We start from the raw sequence: 20506 nt of genomic DNA, 5'->3' as shown, positions 1-20506 counted from the left end.
CTAAGCGAAATGTAGGGGCTGCTGAAGCAAGGACTCGTTAAGCATGAGGCCCGCATACTTCGCCGATTGGAGGAGGAGCTGGCCATGCATGCTGCAATGAATGCTGCAACACCGATGACTGTCGATCCGAACCCGCAAGCCGGGCAAGGGACGGCCACGTCTGCGCCGCAAACCCCGTCGGACATTCCATCCGAACCCGCGTCGCATGCGGATGCCGCAGCCGACGCCGCTCGCCTGCGCGGCATCATCGAGCGTCTGGCCAATGAAGCCTCGACGCTCGGTGTCGATCTCGTTGATATCGCCGGCGCCATCCAGGATGTGGCCGGTGTATCCAAGCGCCATGCCGCCACCTTTGACCAGATCACCCGCACCGCGCTTTCGATCGCCGAAACCAATCGCGATGTCGCGACCTCGCTGCGCGAAACCGACCAGACAGCCGGTGAAGCCCGGCGCATGCTGAGCGACAGCGCAACGAGGCTGACAGGGGCCGTCGGCAAGATCGACACCATGGTCGAGGCTTCGGAAGAAATCGGCACCGAGATCGGCACATTCTCCCGCTCGCTTGCCGAAGTCGACAAGGTCGCCGAGGAGATCGGTACGATCGCCCGCCAGACCAATCTTTTGGCGCTCAATGCCGCGATCGAGGCGGCCCGTGCCGGCGAGGCCGGCAAGGGCTTTGCCGTCGTTGCAGCCGAAGTCCGGGCGCTGGCGCTCCAGACCTCCCAGGCGACGGGTGCGATCCAGCAGACGCTGGGCGAGCTCCGCCAGAAGATCATCCGCCTCACCGAAGCCGGTCGGGGAGCGACGGAAAGTGCGCGTGACGTGCGCCAAACCTCCCAGGCGATGCATGCCTCCTTCGGCGCCATGGAAGGGGTCATCACCCGCATTCTCGACGGCTCCTCCACCATGGCCGGCACCACCGACCGCGTCGACCGCCAGTGTTCGGAATTCGTCGCCACGCTCGACACCATGGCCGGCGAGGTGCGCCAGTCCGACCACCACTTGCAACAGACCGCGGGCCGCGTCGACAAGGTCGTGGCACTTTCCGAAACCCTGATCCAGCTGACCGCGAGCGCCGGCATCGAGACCGCCGACAGCCGCTGGATCGACACCGCCGTTTCCGTCGCCCGGCAGATCTCCGACACCTTCCAGCAGGCGGTCGACAGCGGCCGCATCCGCATGGCCGATCTCTTCGACCGCAACTATCGCCCGATCCCGGGCACCGACCCGGTGCAGATGATGACGGCCTTCACCGAGTTTACCGACCAGGTTCTGCCGGCCATCCAGGAACCGGTCACACAGATCTCCGATCGCATCGGCTTCTGCGCGGCCATTGATGAAAACGGCTATCTGCCGACCCACAACAAGAAGTTCGCCCAGGCCCAGCGCCCCGGCGACACCGTGTGGAACACCGCCAACTGCCGCAACCGCCGCATCTTCAACGATCGCGTCGGCCTGGCCGCCGGCCGCTCGAAGGCGCCCTTCCTCGTCCAGACCTACCGCCGCGACATGGGCGGCGGCCAGTTCGTGCTGATGAAGGACATCTCCGCCCCGATCTTCGTCGCCGGACGCCACTGGGGCGGCCTGCGCCTGGCAGTGAAAGTGTAGGAGGGGAGGGGCAGTCAGCCAGCGCTGCTGCCTCTCGTAAGCGACCGCGCACCCGCCTTCTTGCCGGCGCACGCGCCCCAAACTTCCCTCACTCCCGAATCAGTGATACCCGTTCGACCTCATACCCGCGCGGCGCGGCCGCCTTGTCCCGAGGTCCAGCAACCCTTGTTTCGTGTCCCCTTCCTCGTTGCGATCGCGCTTCTCACTGCCTTTGGCGGGGCGATCCTGTCGGCACAGTCGATGCTGACCGCCTCGGTCGGCTTCGGGGCGATCGAGGTCGGCGGCTGGCGGGCTTTCCCGGCGGCCCAGACGGTCGATGCCGACCCCTATGCCAAGGCGCATCGGGCAAAGGCCGGGCGGCTGCTCTATGGCTCGGCCGAGGGGCTGCAATTCACCGCCTTGCGCGATTCCAAGGGTCTGGCACTCACCGGCACCTGTTCCTACCGTCTCTCCGGACGAACGCCGGTGGCACGCCTCTGGACGCTTTACGCGGCCGACAGTGCCGGTGTGCCGCTCTCCGCCGGCGCCGATCTGCCGGTCGCGAAGAACTCCCAGCGCATCCTGCGCCAGCGCGACGGCACTTTCGAGATCGCCATTTCCCGCAGCGCCCAGCCCGGCAACTGGCTGGCGCTCCCCGATACCGGCGCCTTCCAGCTGGTGCTGACGCTTCTCGATACGCCGGCTGCCGCCTCGACGGGGCTGTCCGGCCTCGACATGCCGGTGGTCGAGCAGACGGGATGCGGCCAATGAAAAAGATCCTGTACGCACTGGTCACGGGCATGTTCGGCGCCGTCCTGCTGCACATCGTCATCATTCTCGGCGTACCGCATTTCACCGGCCAGGACGCCTATACGCGGGTGACCAAGGAGGGCGCGCCTTTCGTCTTCCACGCCCTTGGAGAACGTCCCGACAAGACCGGTCTTGCCAGCCTCGACCCCTATCTCAAGGTTGCCGTCTGTCATTTCGATATCACCCGCCAGCCGCTGTCCCTGGTGGCCGCCGGCGACGGCGTCGATTTCTGGTCCGTCGCGATCTTCGACGAGAATGGCAACGAGGTCTATTCGATGAATGACCGCACCTCGGTTGCCGGCGATCTCGACATGCTGGTCGCAACCCCGGTGCAGGTGGCGCAACTGCGCAAGACGCCGATTGCAGCGCTCGCCGAAACCATTTTGGTCGAACATCGCGGCACCGTCGGCTATGTCGTCTTGCGAGCGCTCGCCGCGCAGAAAAGTGCCGAACCGGAAGCCAAGGCCTTCCTGTCCGACGCCGAATGCCTGCCGTTTACCGGCCGCTGAGCGGACGGGTCATTCAGAGATATCGCTCCGGTGGCGGACTATAGCAAATTCGTGGGAAGCATGGGGACGTCGCGCTGTCATCGGCCGTGCGGACACGACCCCAATATCCGGCGCGGAGCCGGTAGGCCGGCCGTAAGAAGTTTTCGGCCGCAGTCTATCGGCACAGACTTTATCGTTCCGCCCTTCTCAACCGCGGTCTTGAGGCGGACCAGTCTAATGCCCGCTCAAAACGGCCGGCGATCGCCGCCGTTCGGTGCGGGAAGCGCCGGAAGCGTCGGCAGTTCGACGCGCGGCCAGATCGCCTGGGTGTCGAGCCGTTCGTGGCGGATGCCAGTGAAGAAGAGGATCTCCGCCTTGGTGCCGATGGCGGGGTGAGCGATCGGCGCTTGGCTGCGCCGCGCCGCGTCCTGCCGGTCCTTGATCCTGATGATGTCTGCCATGCTCGTCTCCTTTTCCATGAAAAAAGATCGAGAGGGATGAAGGAGTATCTCACCCTGCCCCTTTGAGGGGGCCGGCACATTCCCGTTCATGTCGCCTGGTTTTCGCCATGCACCGGGGTCATCTGCGCCTTTCTCCGACGCCTGTCCCGTATCGCGGATCCGCCCGCGAAACCGGGCCACGCATATGCCTAATATCGGAAACATCTAACGAATCGCCGTCCTTGACCATCCGTTAGGCCACAAGAAGCCATAGGTTAGTTAACAGCTTGCTAACGAAATCGTTCTAAAGTGACACGCATCTGTATTGCGTTGGAGTGCTTAGTCGTGAGCGAACAGTTCAGGGAGCTTGAGAGGCCGGCCGGCGCGCGGAACAAGGATGTCGTTCTGATGGCCACGGTCACGAGTTTCCAGGCGCTCTCCTTTCCCGGCAAGTCCGAACTCCGACAATTTGCCGAGCTTTTCCAGCCGCTCTATGCGCATTCCTCGATGGAAGCCCGGCGCGATGCCGTGGCCGCCCTGTCGCAGAGCCCCAACCTGCCGCTCTCCATCGCCGCCTTCATCGCCAGCCAGCCGATCGCCATTGCCGCCCCCTTTCTCGCCTCCTCGCCGGCTCTCACCGATGACATGCTGATCATGATCGCCCGCACCCAAGGCGCCGATCATGCCCGCGCCATCGTCAAGCGCGAGCGGCTGTCGCCGACGGTGATCGACGCCCTGGTCAGCCTGCGCCACGCGCTGCCGCCACGCCCCGAACGGGCGACAGGAAAGGCCGCGGGCCTTGAGGCACAGCCCGAAGCCGCTGCCGTTCAGACAGCGACCCGCAGCCCCTCCAGCTTCGAACAGACCATGGCCGATCTCGCCATGACGGATCTGCCCGGCGCCATCGCTGCCAACCAGACCGCCTCTGCCCGTGAGCCGGACGAGGCAGAGACCCGCAGCGCCCGCGAAGAACTCCTGCGCCAGACGATCAAGCGGCTCGCCTACCAGCAGAAACCGGCAGCCGACGACCGCCTCGGCCGCCGGCAGGTCGGGCCGGTCCAGACGGCGCTTCTCGTCCGCTTTGCCCGGATGCTCGACGGTGGCGCCTTCGCCACCACGCTGTCGGATCTTCTGACCTCCAGCCGCTGGCTCGCCGAACGCATCCTGCTCGACATCTCCGGCCGCCAGCTCGCAACGACCCTGGCGGGCGTCGCCATGGCCGAGGACGAGAGCATCTTTATCCTCGAACATATCTATCCCCATCTCGCCCGCAGCGAAGCCGGCGAAACCCGCGCCCGCGCGCTGCTCGCCTCGATCGACCCGGACCAGGCCGAAGCCCGCATCGACAGCTGGCTGCGCGCCGACCGCTACACCTTCGGCGAGACGGAACAGCCGGCGCCGGAGCGCGGGGCCGAAAGCCTGAACGCAGAAGATCTGGCCAGATCCGCCCGCACCGCCGCCACCCGCAAACCCGTCGGCGACGACCATGCCCGCCAGGTGCTGCGCGCCCGCAAGCGGTAGACCAAGCGATAGAGGGCGTGGCGGCAAGGCCTAATTTCAGGACGAAAGGCGCGGCCAGGTTAAGCCCCCCCTCCCCCCTTGTGGGGAGGGTTTTCGAGGGGCCTTTCAAGCGCCTCAAGCAGAGGCTGAAGGACTGACAATCTCCAGATAATCGCCGATCGCATCCTTCTCGATCTCGACCAGCCAGAGATCGCCATCGAATTTTTGCTCGCGCGCGATCAGCGCCTCAACGATCTCCGGCTCGACCCGAGACAGCCGCGCCTCGAACAACCGGTCGTCCCGGTCCTCAACCTCGATGAAAGCCTGCGGCGCCGGCCCATAAAGCGTCTCCAGCCCGTCGCGGAACCGCTGCCGCACAAAGATCGCGCCCGAAGCATCGGACCCCTTGATGACGACGGCAGCATAACCGCCATCGGCAAAGACGCGGCGGGTGAGGGCGGAAACGAAGATGTCGGAGCGAAGGCGCATGGGGGTGTTCTAGGAGATGCGGCGCTCAGGGGGAAGGGCTGTCTTCCCCGTAAGGCGTGTTACCGCAAAACCCCCGTCGCCAGCGCCCGCTGAATCCCGCGCACATCCGTGCCCTTCTTCAGCGTCTTGGTCACCGGATCATGCGATCCCGAGACCCAGATCTTCAGCTCGCTGTCGAGATCGAAGGTCCCGGCTGTCTCGACCGAAAACCGCGTGATCGCCCGGTAAGGCACGGAGGTATAATCGACCTTCGAGCCGGTAATGCCCTGCACGTCGATCAGGATCAGCCGCTTGTCGGTGAAAACGAAGACATCACGGATGACCTTGAAGGCAAGCCCGACCTGCTCGCCATCGATCAACACGCCATCCAGCCGCTTGGCGAGATCGCCCGGATCGACGCTCGATCCATGGCCCAGCAACGCATCGAACAGTCCCATGATCATCCTCCATCTGTATCGATGGGGAGATGGGAAGGAGCGGGGAAGGCGTCAAGCCGGCAGAGCATGATCCGGCATCAGGTCTTGCTTTCCAGCACCTGCACGCGGCGGCCCACGTCGCCGATGCTGGCTTCAATGCGGGACAGCGCGTTATCGATGGTGGTCTGCATATTGGCCAGCGACCCGCCAAGCTCCATCTTAATCATCAGCTCGATGTCGTCACGGAGCTCGGTTTCCCGGCGCTCGACGCGCCGGGTGAGATCATAAGTGCCGTTGAGAAGCCGCATCATGTCCGCCATCTCCTTGCGAAGCTGGCGCATCTCCTCGATCTGCAGCTTGGATTGCTGCGCAAGAAAATCGAGACTGATGTTATCCGTGCTCATCGTCATCCGGCTCCGGTCGGACCGATTTTAGCGCGTTGCGCGCAAAAGCACAATTCTGACGCAACCTTCAGGCTGCAAGCGTCACCCCACCCGCTCGTAAAACGCCTCGAGCGTCGCCACCTCCACGCCGAGCTTGGTCAGCGACGCATGCACGCTCATATGGCGCTCGTCATGCAGGATGAACCAGTCGTCAAAACCGAAGCGGGTCTTCGAGCCGTCGGCCGCGGGCACGTCGCGGGAATATTGCCAGCGGAAGGCCGAACCCGCCTGCTCGCCTTCGGCCACGCCGTCGATCAGCGTCTCGCGCCCCTCGTAGCGGTTTTCGCTGCGCTTGAGGATCGTCCAGGTGAGCGTATCGGAATGGCCGTCGTCGAAGAAATAATCTTCGGTGAGTGACAGCACATTGGCGGCTGGGTCGAAGCGGCCGCGCGCATCGATGGTGAAACGGTTCTGGAAACCGCCGAGCCGCCCGATGGTCACGCCAAAGCCGCGCAACGTGCCGGAAAAGAAGTTCTCCAGGATGAACCTGGGCTCTCTGTCTGCAAAGTCCTCGAGTTTCAAGGTGTCTCTCCTGGAGTTGATGTGCCGGGGGAAACACGGTGGCAGCCGCTCGGGTTCCAGAGGGGACACTGCCCCCATCTTCTCCCCATTCTCCCCCTTACCATCAGCCGCAGTCCGCGCTATCTGGTCATCCGACAACCCAATCTCTAGGAGGAAACCCATGGGCAAGCGCATCGTGTTCACCGGCGGCAGCGGCAAGGCGGGGCGCCACGTCGTGCCCTATCTTCTGGACAAGGGCCACAAGGTGCTGAATGTCGACCAGACCCTGCTCGATCATCCCGGCGTCCATACGCTGTTGACCGACGTCACCGATCCCGGCGAAGTCTTCAACGCGCTATCCTGCCACTTCGGCTATGAGGGATATGAGGAAGGCGGCGGCCCGAAGAAGGTCGATGCGGTCGTGCATTTCGCCGCCGTCCCGCGCATCCTGATGAAGCCCGACAACGCCACCTTCGCCGCCAACACGATCTCGACCTACAATGTCATCGAGGCCGCCGCCAAACTCGGCATCCGGAAGGTGATCATCGCGTCTTCGGAAACCACCTATGGCGTCTGCTTTGCCGAAGGCGACAAGGATTACCACGCGTTTCCGCTCACCGAAGACTACGACACCGACCCGATGGACTCATACGGCCTCTCCAAGGTCGTCAACGAAAAGACGGCGCGTGCCTTCGCCATGCGCTACGGCATCGACGTCTATGCGCTGCGGATCGGCAACGTCATCTCGCCGGAAGATTACGCCGCTTTCCCCGGCTATCTCGCCGATCCGCCGGTGCGCAAGCGCAATGCCTGGTCCTATATCGACGCCCGCGATCTCGGCCAGATCGTCGATCTCTGCGTCAAGAAGGATGGCCTCGGTTTCCAGGTCTTCAATGCGGTGAACGACACGATCACGGCGACGATCCCGACCCGTGAATTCCTGGCGAAATACGCGCCGAACACGCCGATCACCGGCGATCTCGATGGCTTCGAGGCTCCGTTGTCGAACAGGAAGATCCGCGAAGTCCTCGGCTTCAAGGAAGAGCACGACTGGCGCAAATATGTGAAGGTCTGATCCCGAAGAGCAGTCGCACTCCTTTCTCCCCCTCGTGGGGGAGATGGCCGGCAGGCCGGAGGAATGCTCATGGTAAGGGCGGCTTCTGGTCTGCGTCGCGGGCGAACCGCACCTCGTCAAGACCGGCAGCCGTGCATCTCGCTCCCTCTATCCACAGCGCATCACCCCCTGAGCCAGAAAAAGTCGACCGCCGCTCTTTTCTTCCATGCAGACATGAGCAAGAACGAAAGAAACCCCTGGATGTATACGGGGGTTTACACAAACCGACCGCCGCGCGCGGCCGGGGCTCACGAGCAAGCGAATTCCGGAGCGGCAGCATGGCGCAGCAAAAGCGCATTGATATCGCCAACCTCGCCGAGACCGCCATTCGCGGCCATCGCTTCGTGTCTTTCGATGTCGCGATGAACGGCCATGTCATCTCCACCATCGACGCGCCGCTCTTGAGCGGCCGCATCCTCTGGTCCCAGGCCGCCATCCACGGCTTCGGCGATTTCGACCTCACCGAACAGCATCTGATCGAAGACCAGGTGGGCAGCGCGATCATGCCTGAGCCATCGCGCCGCGGTCATTGAGCGTCAGAGTCCAGAGCCTCAGCTTCTCCAGTGCTGCAGGCCCCAGCCGGCCGCAAGCGCCACGCAGAGGGCAGCAATCAGCGCGATGGTGAAGGCAAACGCGAAAAGCCCCGTCGCTTTCCCCAGTCCGACACCGAGATCGAGCCTGAACCAGCGCACCTGCGCCTGTCCATACCACAGGAGCGCGCCGCCCAGCCCAGCCAGCCCCGCCGTCTGGCTGTCGCCACCGGGGACCAGCATCAGGTCGATCGCAAGGCCAAGCAGAAAGGCGAAGGGGGCGGCCACGTAACACTGGCTGAAAAAGGGAGGCCGCAGCGTGTTGCGGGTGATCCGGATACCCTTCGACACCAGAAGCGTCACCGCCATGGCAAGCGGGAAGATGCCGAAGATCACGCCCCGCGCCAACAGAAGATTGGTATCCGACTGCGTCAGGGCCGCTTCCGCCGCCGTCTCGGCTGCCCCTTTCGGCATCAGCGTCGACACTGCCTGCGCCAGCAACAGAGTAATCAGCAGGAAAAGCGGCGGGCTTATCACGTCGTCATACTGATCCTCCAGCCGGTCGGCGAGTTCGAGATCGGCGTACCGCATCATCGACAATGGCGAGGTCACAGCCCGCCACAGCGTCAGCGGGTAAAAAACCAGCCAGGAAACCAGCTCATAAAGCAACTCTTCCAGCGATTTCAGAACCTTCATAAAATCCAAGACCGGCTCCTTCTGGTCTGTTCAGCCCCGACGATGCCAGCGGCGAGATCGTCACGCAAGTCGCCCTTCCACCTCCCTCGCAAGGGGGGAGGTCGCGCGGCGCGCGCGGGTGGGGTGACATCCGGTGAGCTTATCCCAAAGGTCACACCACCCCGGAGCTGCGCTCCGAACCTTCCCCCTCAAGGGGAGGGTGGACGGCAGCCCTTGAGAATCGCGTCCCCTCCTGCCACTGTCCGGCCGCATCAAGAACTGCGGGGCGCCGATGACCGTCTTTTCCAAAACGCCGATCCTCGGCGCGCTTCTGGCCCAGGTCGTCGCCATGCCGCTGGTGGCGATCGCAACGGCGCTTGTCTCTGCCCGTGTCGACCACACTCTCCTGATCCTCGGCGCGGTCCTGCTTCAGGGGCTGCTTGCCGCCCTGATCTGCCGCTTGCTGGGCCTCGCGGTCTGGTGGCTGGTCATTGCCTTTCTCTTTCCGCTGGCGCTTTCCGGCGCACTTCTTGCCGGCAATCTGCCCGCCTGGCCCTTCGGTCTCGCCTTCCTCGTGCTGGCGCTGGTCTTTTCCAACACCGCGCGCGGCCGCGTGCCGCTCTATCTCACCAACAATGAAACCGCAGGCGTGCTGAAGGACCTGATGACGGAGCGTAAGGCGACCCGCTTCCTCGATCTCGGCTGCGGCCTCGGCGGCGTCGTGCGCGCGCTCGATGGCGACGGCCGCCAGGCCCGCGGCATCGAAAACGCCCCCGCCGTCTTCCTCGCCGCCCGCCTTCTGTCGCGCCTGTCGCGATCGGGCGACATCCGCCGCGGTGACCTCTGGCGCGCCGATGTCTCGAAGGAAGACGTGGTCTACGCCTTCCTCTCGCCTGAACCCATGGCCGCCCTCTGGCAAAAACTGTCGACGGAGATGAAACCCGGCAGCCTTTTCATCTCCAACAGCTTCCCCGTGCCCGACCGCGAGCCCGACGAAACCTGGACCCTCTCCGATGGGCGCAAGACGGTGCTTTATCTTTATGGAATGGGGCGGAAGGCGGAGGCCTGAGGTGGAGGTTGAGGTGGAGGCCCGAGATGGAACGGCCCCTCCCGAACAAACCCTCTGCCCATCATCCTATCCGATAGCACTGCCCCTCACCCCCCTGCCGGGACCTTCTCCCTGCATGCGGGGAGAAGATGCCCGAACGGCGGATGAGGGGCCCAAGCTGTTAGATTGAAATCGAGAAGGAGCAAGCCCCATGAAATGCCTGCGCATCTATGCCACGCCCGACGGTCACTCCCATTTCGACGAGGTCGAACTTCCGACGAGCAAACTTGCCGTCCACCCCGATGCCGTACCTTTCGACGTCACGGCAAGCTATCCCGCCTCGCGCGTCCGCTTCATCCATATTCCGGCCGGCATGCGTGAGGTCTCCTGGCATACGGTGCCCGAACCGGTTATGACCGTCAGGCTCGACGGCGCGGTCGATTACGAGACCAGCGACGGCGAGCGCCGCCATGTCGGACCCGGCAGTTTCGTGCTGGTCGAGGACACCCATGGCAAGGGCCATCTCTCGCGCCATTCGCCCGAGGCGCAGACGGTGCTCTGGATTTCCCTACCGCAGGGGCTCGTGCTTTAGGCCGACGAACGAGGGCGGCGCCTGATGGCGCCTTCTGCAAGGTGGCAGCCAATACCGGGCGCAGAACCTGAAAGGACACCTTGTCCTCCGTCTTTAATCCGTTGATCCTTACTTAAGGGTAGTCGAATAATCTTTTGTCAAATTGAGACAAAGGAAACGCGTTATGGCATCCATTCAGCGGAAAATGACGGTGACAAGCTTTGCGATCTTCCTGCTCGCGGGCGGCATAACCGGGGTTGGCATGTTGTCCACCCGGGTTCTGGTCGACAACGGCGCTGATCTGGGCCGGTCGTCGGAGATTTTGCGCAATCACATGCAGGCCGACATGATGCACGATGCCTTGCGGGCAGATGTACTGGCAGCGATCCTGTCGTCCGATCCGGCTGCCGGCGTGGCGCATGATGCCGTCATGGCCGATATGGAAGAGCACCGGAGCTCATTCCTCGAGGTCGTCAAGACGAACAAGACGCTGGTCAGCGATCCCACGACGAAAAAGGTGCTGGACGATCTGGATGCGCCGCTGAAAAGCTATATCGACGGCGCCGCCAGCATCGTCGAGATCGCTGGCCGCGATCAAGCTGCAGCGCTTGCGGCCCTGCCGGTCTTTCTCCAACAGTTCTCCGTCCTCGAAGGCGCGATGGAACAGGCGGGTGACCAGATCGCCACGGTGTCCAAGGCCGCTGTTGAGCGCAGCGTCACCCTCGAGGAGATCATCGACACCCTGCTCAAGGCCGTCTTCGTCATCGCCGCCGTGTTTTGCCTCGGTCTTGCCGTCCTCACCCGCAAGGCTGTCACCGGGCCCATCCTCGCCCTCTCCACCGACATGAAGCGGCTGGCCGCCGGCGATACCAGCTTTGACTGCACCGGCATAGGCCGCACCGATGAGATCGGCGCCATGGCGGCCTCGGTCGAGACCTTCCGCCAGGCGGCGATCGACAAGCAGGCCATGGAGCAGGGGGCGGACGCACAGCGCCGCCAGATGGAGCTCGACCGCATCTCCGCCCAGGAACGCGCCGAGGCCGATGCAGCAGAGCGGCTGAAAATCGCGACGGCCGGTCTCGCCGACGGCCTGCGGCGGCTCGCAGCCGGTGATCTCTCCTTCCAGCTCGACCAGCCCTTCGCGCCGGATTTCGAAGCCTTGCGACAGGATTTCAACCTCTCGGTCAAGCAGCTCGGCGACACGCTGAGCGCCATCTCCGCTGGCGTCGGCGCGATCGACGACGGCTCCCGCGAAATCGCCTCCGGCGCCGGCGATCTCGCCCGCCGCACGGAACAGCAGGCCGCAGCGCTTGAACAGACCGCGGCCGCCCTCGACGAAATCACCACCAATGTCGGCAATTCCAGCAAGCGCACGATCGAGGCGAGGGCGGTCGCGACGGAGACCAATCGCAGTGCCGCGCAATCGGCAGCCGTGGTCGCAGAGGCCGAGGAAGCCATGCAGCGCATCGAGACCTCGTCCCGGCAAATCTCCAACATCATCGGCGTCATCGATGAAATCGCCTTCCAGACCAATCTCCTCGCGCTCAATGCCGGCGTGGAAGCAGCCCGTGCCGGCGAGGCCGGAAAGGGGTTTGCGGTGGTTGCCCAGGAGGTGCGTGAACTGGCCCAGCGTTCGGCCCAGGCCGCCAAGGAAATCAAGGGCCTGATCCACACGTCGTCGACAGAGGTCGAGGGCGGGGTGCGGCTGGTGCGCGAAACCGGCACGGCGCTGAAGGGGATCGGTGAACGGATCGCGCTGATCAACGAACACATGGAAGCGATCGCCACCTCGGCGCGCGAACAGTCGACGGGTTTGTCGGAGGTCAATGTCGCGGTCAATTCCATGGATCAGACAACCCAGAAGAATGCCGCCATGGTCGAACAAACCACCGCCGCCTCGGCCGCCCTGTCCAGCGAAGCGAGCAAACTCCGCAACCTCGTCGGCCAGTTCAAGTTTCATGCCGTGAGCGAGGCCCGCACCCATGCCCAGCCTTCGGCAGGCCATGTGAAGCGGGTGGCGTGAGGCGGGCTACTTCCCTTCTCCCCGTTTGCGGGGAGAAGGTGCCCGAAGGGCGGATGAGGGGCAGACAGTCGTGGCAAATCCGGCCGCATCCCGCTCGCCCACGAAAGGGACGAGTGAGCGGGCGAAGCCCTTTCCTCACGCAGCCGTCCTGAATTTCCGCAGCAACCCCGCCACCGCCGAAAACACCACGATCAGCGCGCCGTAACCGAGCACGGTGGCTGTCAGCCCGAAGACGCCGACGGCGACGCCGGCCAGCAGCGTCGGCAGGCCGAAGGCGAGATAGGAGAGGGTGAAGAGCGCGGCAAACAATTCCCCCCGTTCGTCCGGTCGCACCACCGGCACGATCGAGCGCAGCACGCCGTAAAAACAGGTGCCGAAGCCAGTGCCGGCAATCGACAGCGCGATGAGATAGCCCGGCATCGACGGCCAGGCGATGGCGGCAAGCGACAGCGCCGTGCCGATCGCCAGCGCCGAGGTGCCGTAGAGCGTCACCCGGCGCGACGAAGAGGACCGTGCCAAATAACAGGCGAGGGCACCGAAACCGCAGAGCAGGAAGATGACGAAGGATTGGGAGAGGTGATCTTCCGCCCCGAAGACATGCCTGACCAGCGGCGCGCCGAGCGAAAGATAAAGGCCGCCGGTCGCCCAGCCGGCAATCACGGCCGGCGCACTGCGCCAGAAGGCCGGCGCTGCCGCCTTAGGCACGCCGATGCGTGGTTTGAGCGAGGCAAGCAGCCCCGCATGGCGCGGTGCCGTTTCCGGCACCAGCCAGATGGCAAGGGCCGAAAGCACATAGCCGGCAACCAGCGTGCCGAAGACCTCCGCCTTTGGCCCCTCCGTCAGATCCATCAGCAGGCCGGCGGCAAGCGCCCCGAAGGCAAGGCCCGCAAGCGGCACGACGGAATTCCAGATCGAGGCGCTGCCCGGCCGGCTCTTCGGCTCGAAATCGACGACCGCCGCCGAGAGCGACGACAAGAGCAGCCCCGCCGCCAGACCCTGCAGCACCCGCGCCAGCATCAGCGCTGACACCGTCTGCGCATGCCAGAACAACAACAGGCTTGCCGCCATCAGCGCAAAGCCCGCGGAAATCACCGGCCGCCGGCCAAGATGGTCCGAGAGCGAACCGAAGAACAACAGCGTCGCCAGAAGGGCGATCGTATAAACGGCGAAAATGCCGGTCAGCGTCGCCGAGGAAAACCCGATCTCCTGCTGCAACAGCGGATAAAACGGCGAAGGCGCGCTTGCGCCTGCCATCATCACGGCCATGGCGCCAAGCGTCAGGCGGAAGCCGAAGGGCCGGTCAGCAGGCAGGGAAGGGGCTTTGTCTGTCACAGAAAGTCCAATTGTTCGAAGAATTTCGAACAAAGATCTACTGGAGTTTTCTGGATGGTTCAACTATTTTCGAACCATGACACTCCCGAGCCCCGAGCTGCCCCATCCGGACCGACACGACCTGCGGCTGACAGACGTTCTCTTTGCCCTGAGCGACCCCGAACGCCTCGCCATCGTCCGCCAGCTCTCGGCCGGCCCCCTCGACATGGCGCAATGCCATCTCTCCGATCCCACGATCCCGAAATCGACGAAATCCCACCTGATGAAGGTCCTGCGCGAAGCCGGCGTCATCCGCAACGAACCCCTCGGCCGCGGCCGACGGCTGAGCCTCAGGGTCGAGGACCTGGAGGCGCGTTTCCCCGGCCTGCTGGCCTCGGTGCTGAAGGCGGCGGGGTGAGGGGGAGGAGCGAGCGCAGGCGACGGCAGGTTTGGCCCGATACCCGCCCTGACGCCTTTGCGTCAGGATGGGTACATTGGTGCCAAACCCGTCACCATCAGCATGAATCGCTGAGTGTTGGGGTCGGCAATTTACCCGGATCTTTACAATCTGGCCCGATCTCCTCAGATGCGAATGCTGATCTTGCCGCGCGCTCGACCGGAAGCCTGCCGTGCGAAGGCTTCACCGAAAGCTTCGAGAGAGAAGGTGCTGTCGATCAAAGGCGACATCCCCTTGGAGGCGATTTCCTTCATCACCGTAGAGAGCCGCTTGCCATCCGACGCATGGAAGACGAATGCCGCCTCCACGCCATGTGCCTTTGCCAAGGTCTCGTCCGGAGGGCTTACGATGGTAATGAGCTTGCCACCTCGGCGCAGGACGCCAAAGGACTTCTGCTGTGTGTCACCGCCGATGGTGTCCAGCACGACATCAGCATCGGAAACGGCTGATGCAAAATCTGCCGCACGGTAGTCTATGACCTGGTCGGCGCCAAGGCGGCGGGCGATCTCTATGCCATCGCCTGAAGCCGTGGCGACAACGCGTGCACCGGCGGCATGGGCGAACTGGATCGCAAAGCTGCCGACGCCACCTGCGCCAGCATGGATCAGCACGGTTTGACCTGCCGTCAGACCCGCGGTCTCGAACAGAGCCTGCCATGCGGTTGCCGCAGCCGTCGGCATGCCGGCCGCTTGGTCGAAGTCGATGCCTTCGGGGATGAGAACGAGCTGGTCTTCCGGAACGAGAGCGAACTCGGCAAAGGCGCCGCCCGCGGTGGGAGCCAGTCGCGCGACCACGCGGTCGCCGACCCGCCACCGGGACATCAGCGAGCCGGTCTTCTCGACGATGCCAGCCACATCTGTCCCCATCTTTGAAGGGAAGGTGAGCGGGAAGAAGCCATCCATGTAACCCGCCTGCAGCTTGTTATCCAGCGGGTTGAGGGAGGCAGCCACAACGCGGACGAGGACGTCGGTCGTGCCGGGTTCCGGCATTGCCACCTCAGTGAGGTATGGGGCCTCGCCATAGGCGGTCAAGACAATGCTCCTCATCGTCATTCTCCTGATGCAACCGGCTGCGCGCCGACCTGTGCGAACCAGCCCATCCAGTCCTCCATGTGGTAGGTCTTGGTCAGCATGCCGTTTTCGATCGTGTGAAACTCGTGAATGGCGAGGGAAAACGCGCGGCCGGTGGCCGGTACACCGAACCATTCCGCAACGTGACGTCCGGTGATGACGGCGCGGACGGCCGCGCGGTCTGGGCCACCGATGACCTCCAGAACCTCGACTGTCAGGTCGGCGAAGGCGGCGCCGAAACCTTCGATCAGAGGTTTCATGCCCTCGCGTCCAGGCGCCTGGCCCGGCGCCAGCGGAATATCCTGCCAGTCGGGTGTGACGCATTCGTCGAGGAGGTCGGGCTGACCGGCGAAAGCAGTATAGAAGCGCATCAGCGTCTGCAGGTCCTGCTCGGAAATGCCGCTGACTACGGGGCGGTTGTTGGTGCTCATTCGTTTGCTCCAGGTGAGTGAGACACCGTTTCTATACGTCGCCGATCCATCATTGAAATCGATACTCGATATGAGTAAACATCCACGCCATGGATTTACATGGAATAGACCTCAACCTTCTTGTCGCCTTTGACGCCCTCATGGCAGAGCGAAGCGTCACACGCGCTGGCGTTCGAATCGGAAGAACGCAGCCTGCCATGAGCGCGGCCCTGTCGCGGCTACGGAGCCTTCTGAACGACGAACTCTTCATCCGCGGCCCGGACGGCCTGCAGCCGACCCCGCGTGCGGTCGACCTGGCGGAGCCGATCGGACATGCGCTGTCGCAAATCCAAAAGACGCTTGAGTTCACCCAGACATTTGAGCCGTCGCAATCGACGGCAACCATCTCGATCGGACTGGCCGAGCATGCGGCATTTGTGTTGCTCCCCAGGCTGCTGGCCGCCTTGAGGCATGAAGCTCCAGGAATGGTCATGCATGTTCGCAATCTTGGGCACCGCGACGAGGCGGTCACGCTGCTGGATTCAGGTGAGGTCGACCTGACGGTTGGCGTTCCTCACACGCCGGCCGGCCGCATCCTGAGCGAACCTCTTTTCGAGGAGACCTTCGTGTGCATCGTCAGGAAGGACCATTTGCTCGCTTCGCAGGAACTGACGCTCGACGCCTTTCTGCAGATGTCCCACCTGCTCGTTTCGTTGGAAAGTGACAGGTTCGGAGTGGTGGACGCCGCGCTCGCAAAACGGGGGCTCCGTCGACGGCTGGCGCTCACTCTGCCTCACATGTACGCGGCCCCGAAACTGATCGCGTCTTCGGATCTCGTCGCGACTTTGATGCGGGGCGTCGTCGAGGCGTCCGACGCGACAGGAGACCTCGCGATATTTGAACCGCCACTTCCTCTGGGTTCCGTCCGGTTCGACATGTCCTGGCACCGGCGCAACGATGTTCATCCCGCGCAGCGCTGGTTCCGGGAGTTCCTGCGCAGGCAGAATGTGAAAAGCCCCGCTGCAATGTGAGGTCGCATGGCCGGTTCAGATCAACAGTCGAAACAGATCGTCATCGGCGTCGCGCCATTGACTGGCTTGAGCCAGAAGCGGACATTCCGGCCAACCGCGCATCACGCCGCCCGCTCATCGCGCCCTTCTGAGCGTTGCCGTGCCCGCGTAGTCCTTCCCGTCCAGCCCTAGCAATAGGCATCCTTCGGCAGGCTCTTCGCCAGGAAGTCGGTGAACCGCCGGACCTTGGAGGCGATGTTCTTGTTGGCGGGATAGACGGCATGAACGGGCACCGAGCCGATCTCCCACTGGTCGAGCACGCGCACCAGCCGCCCGTCCCGGATCTCCCGGCCGATTTCGAACATGGGCAACAGTGTGATGCCGGCCCCGGCCACAGCCACATCCCGCAGCGTAAGGCCGTCATTGGCGAGATAACGCGGCACGATCGGCACGCGCAGCGTCTGCCCGTCCTTGCTCATCACCCAGACATTGCCCCAGCGCAGGCCGGAGAAATGCAGCAAGGCATGGTTTGCAAGATCGATGGGCTCGGCCGGGGCGCCATGTCTTTCGAGATATTCGGGTGCGGCACAGATGACGAGCGGTGAATCGCCGAGAGGGCGGGTGATGAGATTGGGCTCCAGCACGATGGTCCCGCGAATGGCCAGATCATAGCCTTCCTCGATCAGGTTGACCGCCCGGTGTGAAAACGTGACGTCGATGGACACCGAAGGATTGCGCTTGAGGAATTCGGCGATGATCGGCGCCATGTGCATCTGCGCAAATTCAGGCGGCACGGTCATCTTCAGCCGGCCGACAACCTCCTCCTGATAGCTGAGTGCCGCCCGCTCCGCTTCGCGGATCTGCGGCAGGATGCCGGTCAGCGACTGGACATAGGCCGAGCCCGCCTCGGTCAAAACGACATTGCGGGTCGAGCGATGCAAAAGCCGCACGCCGAGCTTGCTCTCCAGCACCTGAACCTGGGCGCTGACGGTTGCCCGCGACATCCTCAACTCTTCCGCCGCGCGGGTGAAGCTCAGATGTTTGGCGACAGTCAGAAAGGCGGCAACGCCTTCCAGCGGATCCAGCGACTTCATGCTCATTCTTTCATACAATGATGCTCGATGATCGGTCTTATCATTTCCGGACCCTTTGATACATCGGGCGCATCAAAATTGGTTTCGGAGAAAATCGGTGAAGGCGTTTGTCCTCGTCTCAATCGCAAGATCGCACCCCCATGACGCCTGCCTGCGGCGTGTCGGCACCTTTGCCGATCATGCCGAAGGCACGGCCGCATCGACGGCGATCACCCCGCCAAGGGGGAAGGGGCGAGGGCGCGTTCATCACGGGTGGAAGAGGCACGGTCCTCGCCGCGACGACCCCGATTTTGGCTGAGAAAGACAACAGTCCCAACCTCGATCGCGCGCTTGTGCGCGCCATTTCACCCATGAAAGGAAATCTTATGACCGCGACCCCCGAAAACCTCTGGTTCATGACCGCCCAGCTCCTCGTCCACCTCAAGCAGGCGGACAATGCCGAAGGCCTGTCCATCATCGAACATCGAATGGCCAAGGACTTCGCCCCGCCGTTGCATGTGCATCATCAGGAAAGCGAAACCTTTTTCATCCTCGAAGGCCGCTTCCGCTTCCAGCGGGATGGCGAGGTCATCGAAGCGGGCGCAGGCGACACCATCCATCTGCCGAAGGATTGCATCCATGGTTTCCGCGTGCTGTCGGATTATGGTCGCTGCCTCACCATCACCAATGGTCCCTTCGAGAACATGGTCCGGGCGGCCGCTCGTCCCGCCACCGCAGACGGTCTGCCCGAGCAACTGCCGCCAACCCAGGAACAGCAGCAGGCTCTTGCCCGCATTTGCAGCGCCCACGCCATCGATCTGCTCGGCGCCCCCATTGCCTGATGCCCCAAGTCGACGCCGCTCCTCTGCCGCTCCTTTTTGCGGCTCCCCCATGCGGCGTCGACCGCGATCCCCATCGCCTGCGCCCGAGGCCATCTGCCCGCCCGAACGCCATGTCCTGACGCCAAGCCCGGCCGCCTCCCGCTCTCCCCCCGTGTGGTAGGGCTATTGCATATAGATTTAAGCGGCGCACGAAGCGGCCTCCCTCTTCTCCCCAGCGGGGAGAAGGTGGCCCGCAGGGCCGGATGAGGGGGGCGCGAAGCGCTAAGCTGTGCCGAGCAGACCCCTCATCGCCTCGCATACGCTCGGCACTTCTCCCAGAGGGGAGAAGAGGGAACCCGGAACCGCCACGGGTGTCCCATATGCGATAGCCCTGCATGTGTGGGGGAGATGCCCGGCAGGGCAGAGGGGGTATCACCCACCTCAATCGCAATCCAGTTCCACCCCGCACCCGCAGCCATATCCAATCCTCCCCACCGATCCCCGTTTCGCGCTAAGCTCCACCCAACTGCGATTCTCAAGGGAGGAAACGATGAGCCGCGCTGTCATTCTGGTCGATCCGCTGCCGAGAACGCTGGATCTCATCATGGAACCCGCCGTCCGGGCGCGGCTGGAGGCGCTGGGCGAGGTGATCGTCTGTGAAGACCGCCAAATGCCCGCAGATTTGGTCGAGTGCTATCTGCCCGACACGGTGCTGATCTTCGGCCAGACCGACATGCCGAAGGAACGGCTCGACCGGGCGCCGAAGCTGAAGGCCATCATCAATGTCGAATCCAATTTCCTGCCCAATATCGATTACCAGGCCTGCGTCGAGCGCGGCATCTGGGTGATCACGCCGGCCTCCGCCTTCGCCGCGCCGGTGGCGGAAGCAGCGCTCGCCATGGCGCTCGATCTCGCCCGCGGCATCACCGTCGCCGACCGCGCGTTTCGCGCCGGCACCGAAGCTTACGGCCTCGAAGGCAATACCGACACCTTCCGCTTCGCCGGCGCCCCGGTCGGCCTCATCGGCTTCGGCGATCTCGGCCAGGCGTTCCGCGATCTGATCCGCCCGTTCAAGAACACGGTCCGCGTCTTCGATCCCTGGCTGCCGGAGGAGATCATCACGCGAGAGGATTGCCAGCCCGCGACGCTGGACGAGGTCTTGGAGCGAAGCCAGGTCGTCTGCGTTTTCGCCAGCGTCACCAGCGAAAACGAGGGCTTCATCGGCGCGCGCGAGTTCGCCCTGATGAAACAGGGTGCTGCCTTCCTCCTGATGAGCCGCGCCGCCGTGGTCGATTTCCCCGCCATGATCGAGGCGGCGGCCTCCGGCCATATCAAGGTCGCAACCGACGTCTTCCCGGAAGAACCCGTCCCGGCTGACGACCCCGTCCGCAACGCCCCCAACATCCTCCTCTCCGCCCACCGCACCGGCGGCACCCGCGACGCCTTCTATGCACTGGGATCAATGGCGGTGGCCGATGCCGAACTGATCCTGAAAGGCCTGCCGCCCAGGCTCTGCCGGCGGGCGGATCCGGCAACCGCGATGCGGATGCGGTCGAAGCCGGTGGCGGTGTCGTGAGGGGCGGCTGACTGTTGCCGTTGGAAGTATTGTCTGCCACTAAGGACCAGACAAGCGCACCTCGCCGTAGAGTTGAGGGGTGAGTCCTGCGCTATCAGTGCACCATATTTTGGTGCATATAACTGTTTAAGACGTTATTTTGT

23 protein-coding genes are annotated in these 20506 nt (G+C 63.7%); 13 read left to right on the top strand and 10 right to left on the bottom strand.

All coding sequences use genetic code 11. From position 1 onward, the window contains the following. The first annotated feature begins 84 nt into the window (after positions 1-84). From ASE36_RS02635 to ASE36_RS02625, 3 genes are all read left to right on the top strand, one after another. Positions 85-1608 carry a methyl-accepting chemotaxis protein gene (locus ASE36_RS02635; protein WP_244474639.1) on the top strand — a complete coding sequence of 508 codons (1524 nt, stop codon included), beginning with the start codon at positions 85-87 and terminating at the stop codon, positions 1606-1608. Between the two features lie 165 nt (positions 1609-1773). Next, positions 1774-2358: a DUF1214 domain-containing protein gene (locus ASE36_RS02630; protein ID WP_062275345.1), complete on the top strand. Its 585-nt coding sequence runs from the start codon at positions 1774-1776 to the stop codon at positions 2356-2358. Next, positions 2355-2906, top strand: a complete 552-nt coding sequence (locus ASE36_RS02625; protein ID WP_062275343.1) for a hypothetical protein — start codon at positions 2355-2357, stop codon at positions 2904-2906. Before ASE36_RS02630 ends, ASE36_RS02625 begins: the two co-directional genes overlap by 4 nt. 224 nt (positions 2907-3130) lie before the next feature. Here ASE36_RS02625 and ASE36_RS02620 read toward each other — a convergent pair whose 3' ends face one another. After that, a complete protein-coding gene (locus tag ASE36_RS02620) occupies positions 3131-3346 on the bottom strand; it encodes a hypothetical protein (protein WP_062611239.1) in 216 nt (71 codons plus the stop codon). A 387-nt stretch (positions 3347-3733) separates the two neighbouring features. On the opposite strand from ASE36_RS02620, the gene ASE36_RS02615 reads away from it, so the two are divergent. After that, positions 3734-4846 (top strand): DUF2336 domain-containing protein, encoded by a 1113-nt coding sequence (locus tag ASE36_RS02615; RefSeq protein ID WP_062277899.1) that lies wholly within the window; start codon positions 3734-3736, stop codon positions 4844-4846. 114 nt (positions 4847-4960) lie between these two features. On the opposite strand, the gene ASE36_RS02610 is transcribed toward ASE36_RS02615, so the two are convergent. The 4 genes from ASE36_RS02610 to ASE36_RS02595 all read right to left on the bottom strand — a co-directional run bounded on the left by ASE36_RS02610 (position 4961) and on the right by ASE36_RS02595 (position 6695). Next, positions 4961-5314 carry a DUF1491 family protein gene (locus ASE36_RS02610; RefSeq protein WP_062275341.1) on the bottom strand — a complete coding sequence of 118 codons (354 nt, stop codon included), beginning with the start codon at positions 5312-5314 and terminating at the stop codon, positions 4961-4963. Between the two features lie 59 nt (positions 5315-5373). Then, complete coding sequence (locus ASE36_RS02605) at positions 5374-5751, bottom strand: PH domain-containing protein (RefSeq protein WP_062275338.1); 378 nt, start codon at positions 5749-5751, stop codon at positions 5374-5376. A gap of 77 nt (positions 5752-5828) precedes the next feature. Then, a complete protein-coding gene (locus ASE36_RS02600) occupies positions 5829-6140 on the bottom strand; it encodes a hypothetical protein (protein ID WP_062275336.1) in 312 nt (103 codons plus the stop codon). Positions 6141-6215: 75 nt separating this feature from the next. Then, positions 6216-6695, bottom strand: coding sequence for a DUF3833 family protein (locus tag ASE36_RS02595; RefSeq protein WP_062275334.1), 480 nt, complete (start codon positions 6693-6695; stop codon positions 6216-6218). Between the two features lie 160 nt (positions 6696-6855). On the opposite strand from ASE36_RS02595, the gene ASE36_RS02590 reads away from it, so the two are divergent. Beyond that, complete coding sequence (locus ASE36_RS02590; protein WP_062275332.1) at positions 6856-7749, top strand: NAD-dependent epimerase/dehydratase family protein; 894 nt, start codon at positions 6856-6858, stop codon at positions 7747-7749. Positions 7750-8066: 317 nt separating this feature from the next. Beyond that, positions 8067-8321, top strand: coding sequence for a hypothetical protein (locus ASE36_RS02585; protein ID WP_062275330.1), 255 nt, complete (start codon positions 8067-8069; stop codon positions 8319-8321). Positions 8322-8339: 18 nt separating this feature from the next. Here ASE36_RS02585 and ASE36_RS02580 read toward each other — a convergent pair whose 3' ends face one another. Further along, positions 8340-9014 carry a permease gene (locus ASE36_RS02580; RefSeq protein ID WP_156378596.1) on the bottom strand — a complete coding sequence of 225 codons (675 nt, stop codon included), beginning with the start codon at positions 9012-9014 and terminating at the stop codon, positions 8340-8342. A gap of 271 nt (positions 9015-9285) precedes the next feature. On the opposite strand from ASE36_RS02580, the gene ASE36_RS02575 reads away from it, so the two are divergent. From ASE36_RS02575 to ASE36_RS02565, 3 genes are all read left to right on the top strand, one after another. Continuing rightward, positions 9286-10062: a hypothetical protein gene (locus tag ASE36_RS02575; RefSeq protein ID WP_062275327.1), complete on the top strand. Its 777-nt coding sequence runs from the start codon at positions 9286-9288 to the stop codon at positions 10060-10062. Between the two features lie 190 nt (positions 10063-10252). Beyond that, positions 10253-10633 carry a hypothetical protein gene (locus ASE36_RS02570; RefSeq protein ID WP_062275326.1) on the top strand — a complete coding sequence of 127 codons (381 nt, stop codon included), beginning with the start codon at positions 10253-10255 and terminating at the stop codon, positions 10631-10633. Positions 10634-10796: 163 nt separating this feature from the next. After that, positions 10797-12635 (top strand): methyl-accepting chemotaxis protein, encoded by a 1839-nt coding sequence (locus ASE36_RS02565; RefSeq protein WP_062275325.1) that lies wholly within the window; start codon positions 10797-10799, stop codon positions 12633-12635. A 135-nt stretch (positions 12636-12770) separates the two neighbouring features. Here the strand turns inward: ASE36_RS02565 and ASE36_RS02560 are convergent, their stop codons facing one another. Next, a complete protein-coding gene (locus tag ASE36_RS02560) occupies positions 12771-13967 on the bottom strand; it encodes an MFS transporter (protein WP_062275324.1) in 1197 nt (398 codons plus the stop codon). A gap of 76 nt (positions 13968-14043) precedes the next feature. On the opposite strand from ASE36_RS02560, the gene ASE36_RS02555 reads away from it, so the two are divergent. Continuing rightward, the gene (locus tag ASE36_RS02555) at positions 14044-14364 is read left to right on the top strand and encodes an ArsR/SmtB family transcription factor (RefSeq protein ID WP_062275322.1); all 321 of its coding nucleotides are present in this window, start codon (positions 14044-14046) and stop codon (positions 14362-14364) included. A 164-nt stretch (positions 14365-14528) separates the two neighbouring features. Here ASE36_RS02555 and ASE36_RS02550 read toward each other — a convergent pair whose 3' ends face one another. Together ASE36_RS02550 and ASE36_RS02545 are read right to left on the bottom strand one after the other, a co-directional pair. Then, on the bottom strand, positions 14529-15449 hold the full coding sequence (locus ASE36_RS02550; RefSeq protein ID WP_062275320.1) for an NADP-dependent oxidoreductase: 921 nt from the start codon (positions 15447-15449) through the stop codon (positions 14529-14531). Positions 15450-15451: 2 nt separating this feature from the next. After that, positions 15452-15904 carry an ester cyclase gene (locus ASE36_RS02545; protein ID WP_062275317.1) on the bottom strand — a complete coding sequence of 151 codons (453 nt, stop codon included), beginning with the start codon at positions 15902-15904 and terminating at the stop codon, positions 15452-15454. A gap of 89 nt (positions 15905-15993) precedes the next feature. On the opposite strand from ASE36_RS02545, the gene ASE36_RS02540 reads away from it, so the two are divergent. Then, positions 15994-16914 (top strand): LysR family transcriptional regulator, encoded by a 921-nt coding sequence (locus ASE36_RS02540; RefSeq protein ID WP_062275315.1) that lies wholly within the window; start codon positions 15994-15996, stop codon positions 16912-16914. A 167-nt stretch (positions 16915-17081) separates the two neighbouring features. Here the strand turns inward: ASE36_RS02540 and ASE36_RS02535 are convergent, their stop codons facing one another. Beyond that, positions 17082-17987: a LysR family transcriptional regulator gene (locus ASE36_RS02535; RefSeq protein WP_062275313.1), complete on the bottom strand. Its 906-nt coding sequence runs from the start codon at positions 17985-17987 to the stop codon at positions 17082-17084. Positions 17988-18352: 365 nt separating this feature from the next. On the opposite strand from ASE36_RS02535, the gene ASE36_RS02530 reads away from it, so the two are divergent. Both ASE36_RS02530 and ASE36_RS02525 read left to right on the top strand, forming a co-directional pair. Beyond that, positions 18353-18808 carry a cupin domain-containing protein gene (locus ASE36_RS02530; protein ID WP_062275311.1) on the top strand — a complete coding sequence of 152 codons (456 nt, stop codon included), beginning with the start codon at positions 18353-18355 and terminating at the stop codon, positions 18806-18808. A 529-nt stretch (positions 18809-19337) separates the two neighbouring features. Then, on the top strand, positions 19338-20363 hold the full coding sequence (locus tag ASE36_RS02525) for a hydroxyacid dehydrogenase (RefSeq protein WP_062275310.1): 1026 nt from the start codon (positions 19338-19340) through the stop codon (positions 20361-20363). The last annotated feature ends 143 nt before the right edge of the window (positions 20364-20506 follow it).

Source organism: Rhizobium sp. Root274 (assembly GCF_001429245.1).
Lineage (GTDB): Bacteria > Pseudomonadota > Alphaproteobacteria > Rhizobiales > Rhizobiaceae > Allorhizobium.
This window is presented reverse-complemented; position numbering and strand designations above follow the sequence as displayed.

Coding starts and splice junctions, on each gene's coding strand:
- ASE36_RS02635 (WP_244474639.1), top strand. CDS start 85: ATGCATGCTGCAATGAATGCTGCAACACCGATGACTGTCGATCCGAAC.
- ASE36_RS02625 (WP_062275343.1), top strand. CDS start 2,355: ATGAAAAAGATCCTGTACGCACTGGTCACGGGCATGTTCGGCGCCGTC.
- ASE36_RS02620 (WP_062611239.1), bottom strand. CDS start 3,346: ATGGCAGACATCATCAGGATCAAGGACCGGCAGGACGCGGCGCGGCGC.
- ASE36_RS02615 (WP_062277899.1), top strand. CDS start 3,734: ATGGCCACGGTCACGAGTTTCCAGGCGCTCTCCTTTCCCGGCAAGTCC.
- ASE36_RS02610 (WP_062275341.1), bottom strand. CDS start 5,314: ATGCGCCTTCGCTCCGACATCTTCGTTTCCGCCCTCACCCGCCGCGTC.
- ASE36_RS02605 (WP_062275338.1), bottom strand. CDS start 5,751: ATGGGACTGTTCGATGCGTTGCTGGGCCATGGATCGAGCGTCGATCCG.
- ASE36_RS02600 (WP_062275336.1), bottom strand. CDS start 6,140: ATGACGATGAGCACGGATAACATCAGTCTCGATTTTCTTGCGCAGCAA.
- ASE36_RS02590 (WP_062275332.1), top strand. CDS start 6,856: ATGGGCAAGCGCATCGTGTTCACCGGCGGCAGCGGCAAGGCGGGGCGC.
- ASE36_RS02585 (WP_062275330.1), top strand. CDS start 8,067: ATGGCGCAGCAAAAGCGCATTGATATCGCCAACCTCGCCGAGACCGCC.
- ASE36_RS02580 (WP_156378596.1), bottom strand. CDS start 9,014: ATGAAGGTTCTGAAATCGCTGGAAGAGTTGCTTTATGAGCTGGTTTCC.
- ASE36_RS02575 (WP_062275327.1), top strand. CDS start 9,286: ATGACCGTCTTTTCCAAAACGCCGATCCTCGGCGCGCTTCTGGCCCAG.
- ASE36_RS02570 (WP_062275326.1), top strand. CDS start 10,253: ATGAAATGCCTGCGCATCTATGCCACGCCCGACGGTCACTCCCATTTC.
- ASE36_RS02565 (WP_062275325.1), top strand. CDS start 10,797: ATGGCATCCATTCAGCGGAAAATGACGGTGACAAGCTTTGCGATCTTC.
- ASE36_RS02555 (WP_062275322.1), top strand. CDS start 14,044: ATGACACTCCCGAGCCCCGAGCTGCCCCATCCGGACCGACACGACCTG.
- ASE36_RS02550 (WP_062275320.1), bottom strand. CDS start 15,449: ATGAGGAGCATTGTCTTGACCGCCTATGGCGAGGCCCCATACCTCACT.
- ASE36_RS02545 (WP_062275317.1), bottom strand. CDS start 15,904: ATGAGCACCAACAACCGCCCCGTAGTCAGCGGCATTTCCGAGCAGGAC.
- ASE36_RS02540 (WP_062275315.1), top strand. CDS start 15,994: ATGGATTTACATGGAATAGACCTCAACCTTCTTGTCGCCTTTGACGCC.
- ASE36_RS02535 (WP_062275313.1), bottom strand. CDS start 17,987: ATGAAGTCGCTGGATCCGCTGGAAGGCGTTGCCGCCTTTCTGACTGTC.
- ASE36_RS02530 (WP_062275311.1), top strand. CDS start 18,353: ATGACCGCGACCCCCGAAAACCTCTGGTTCATGACCGCCCAGCTCCTC.
- ASE36_RS02525 (WP_062275310.1), top strand. CDS start 19,338: ATGAGCCGCGCTGTCATTCTGGTCGATCCGCTGCCGAGAACGCTGGAT.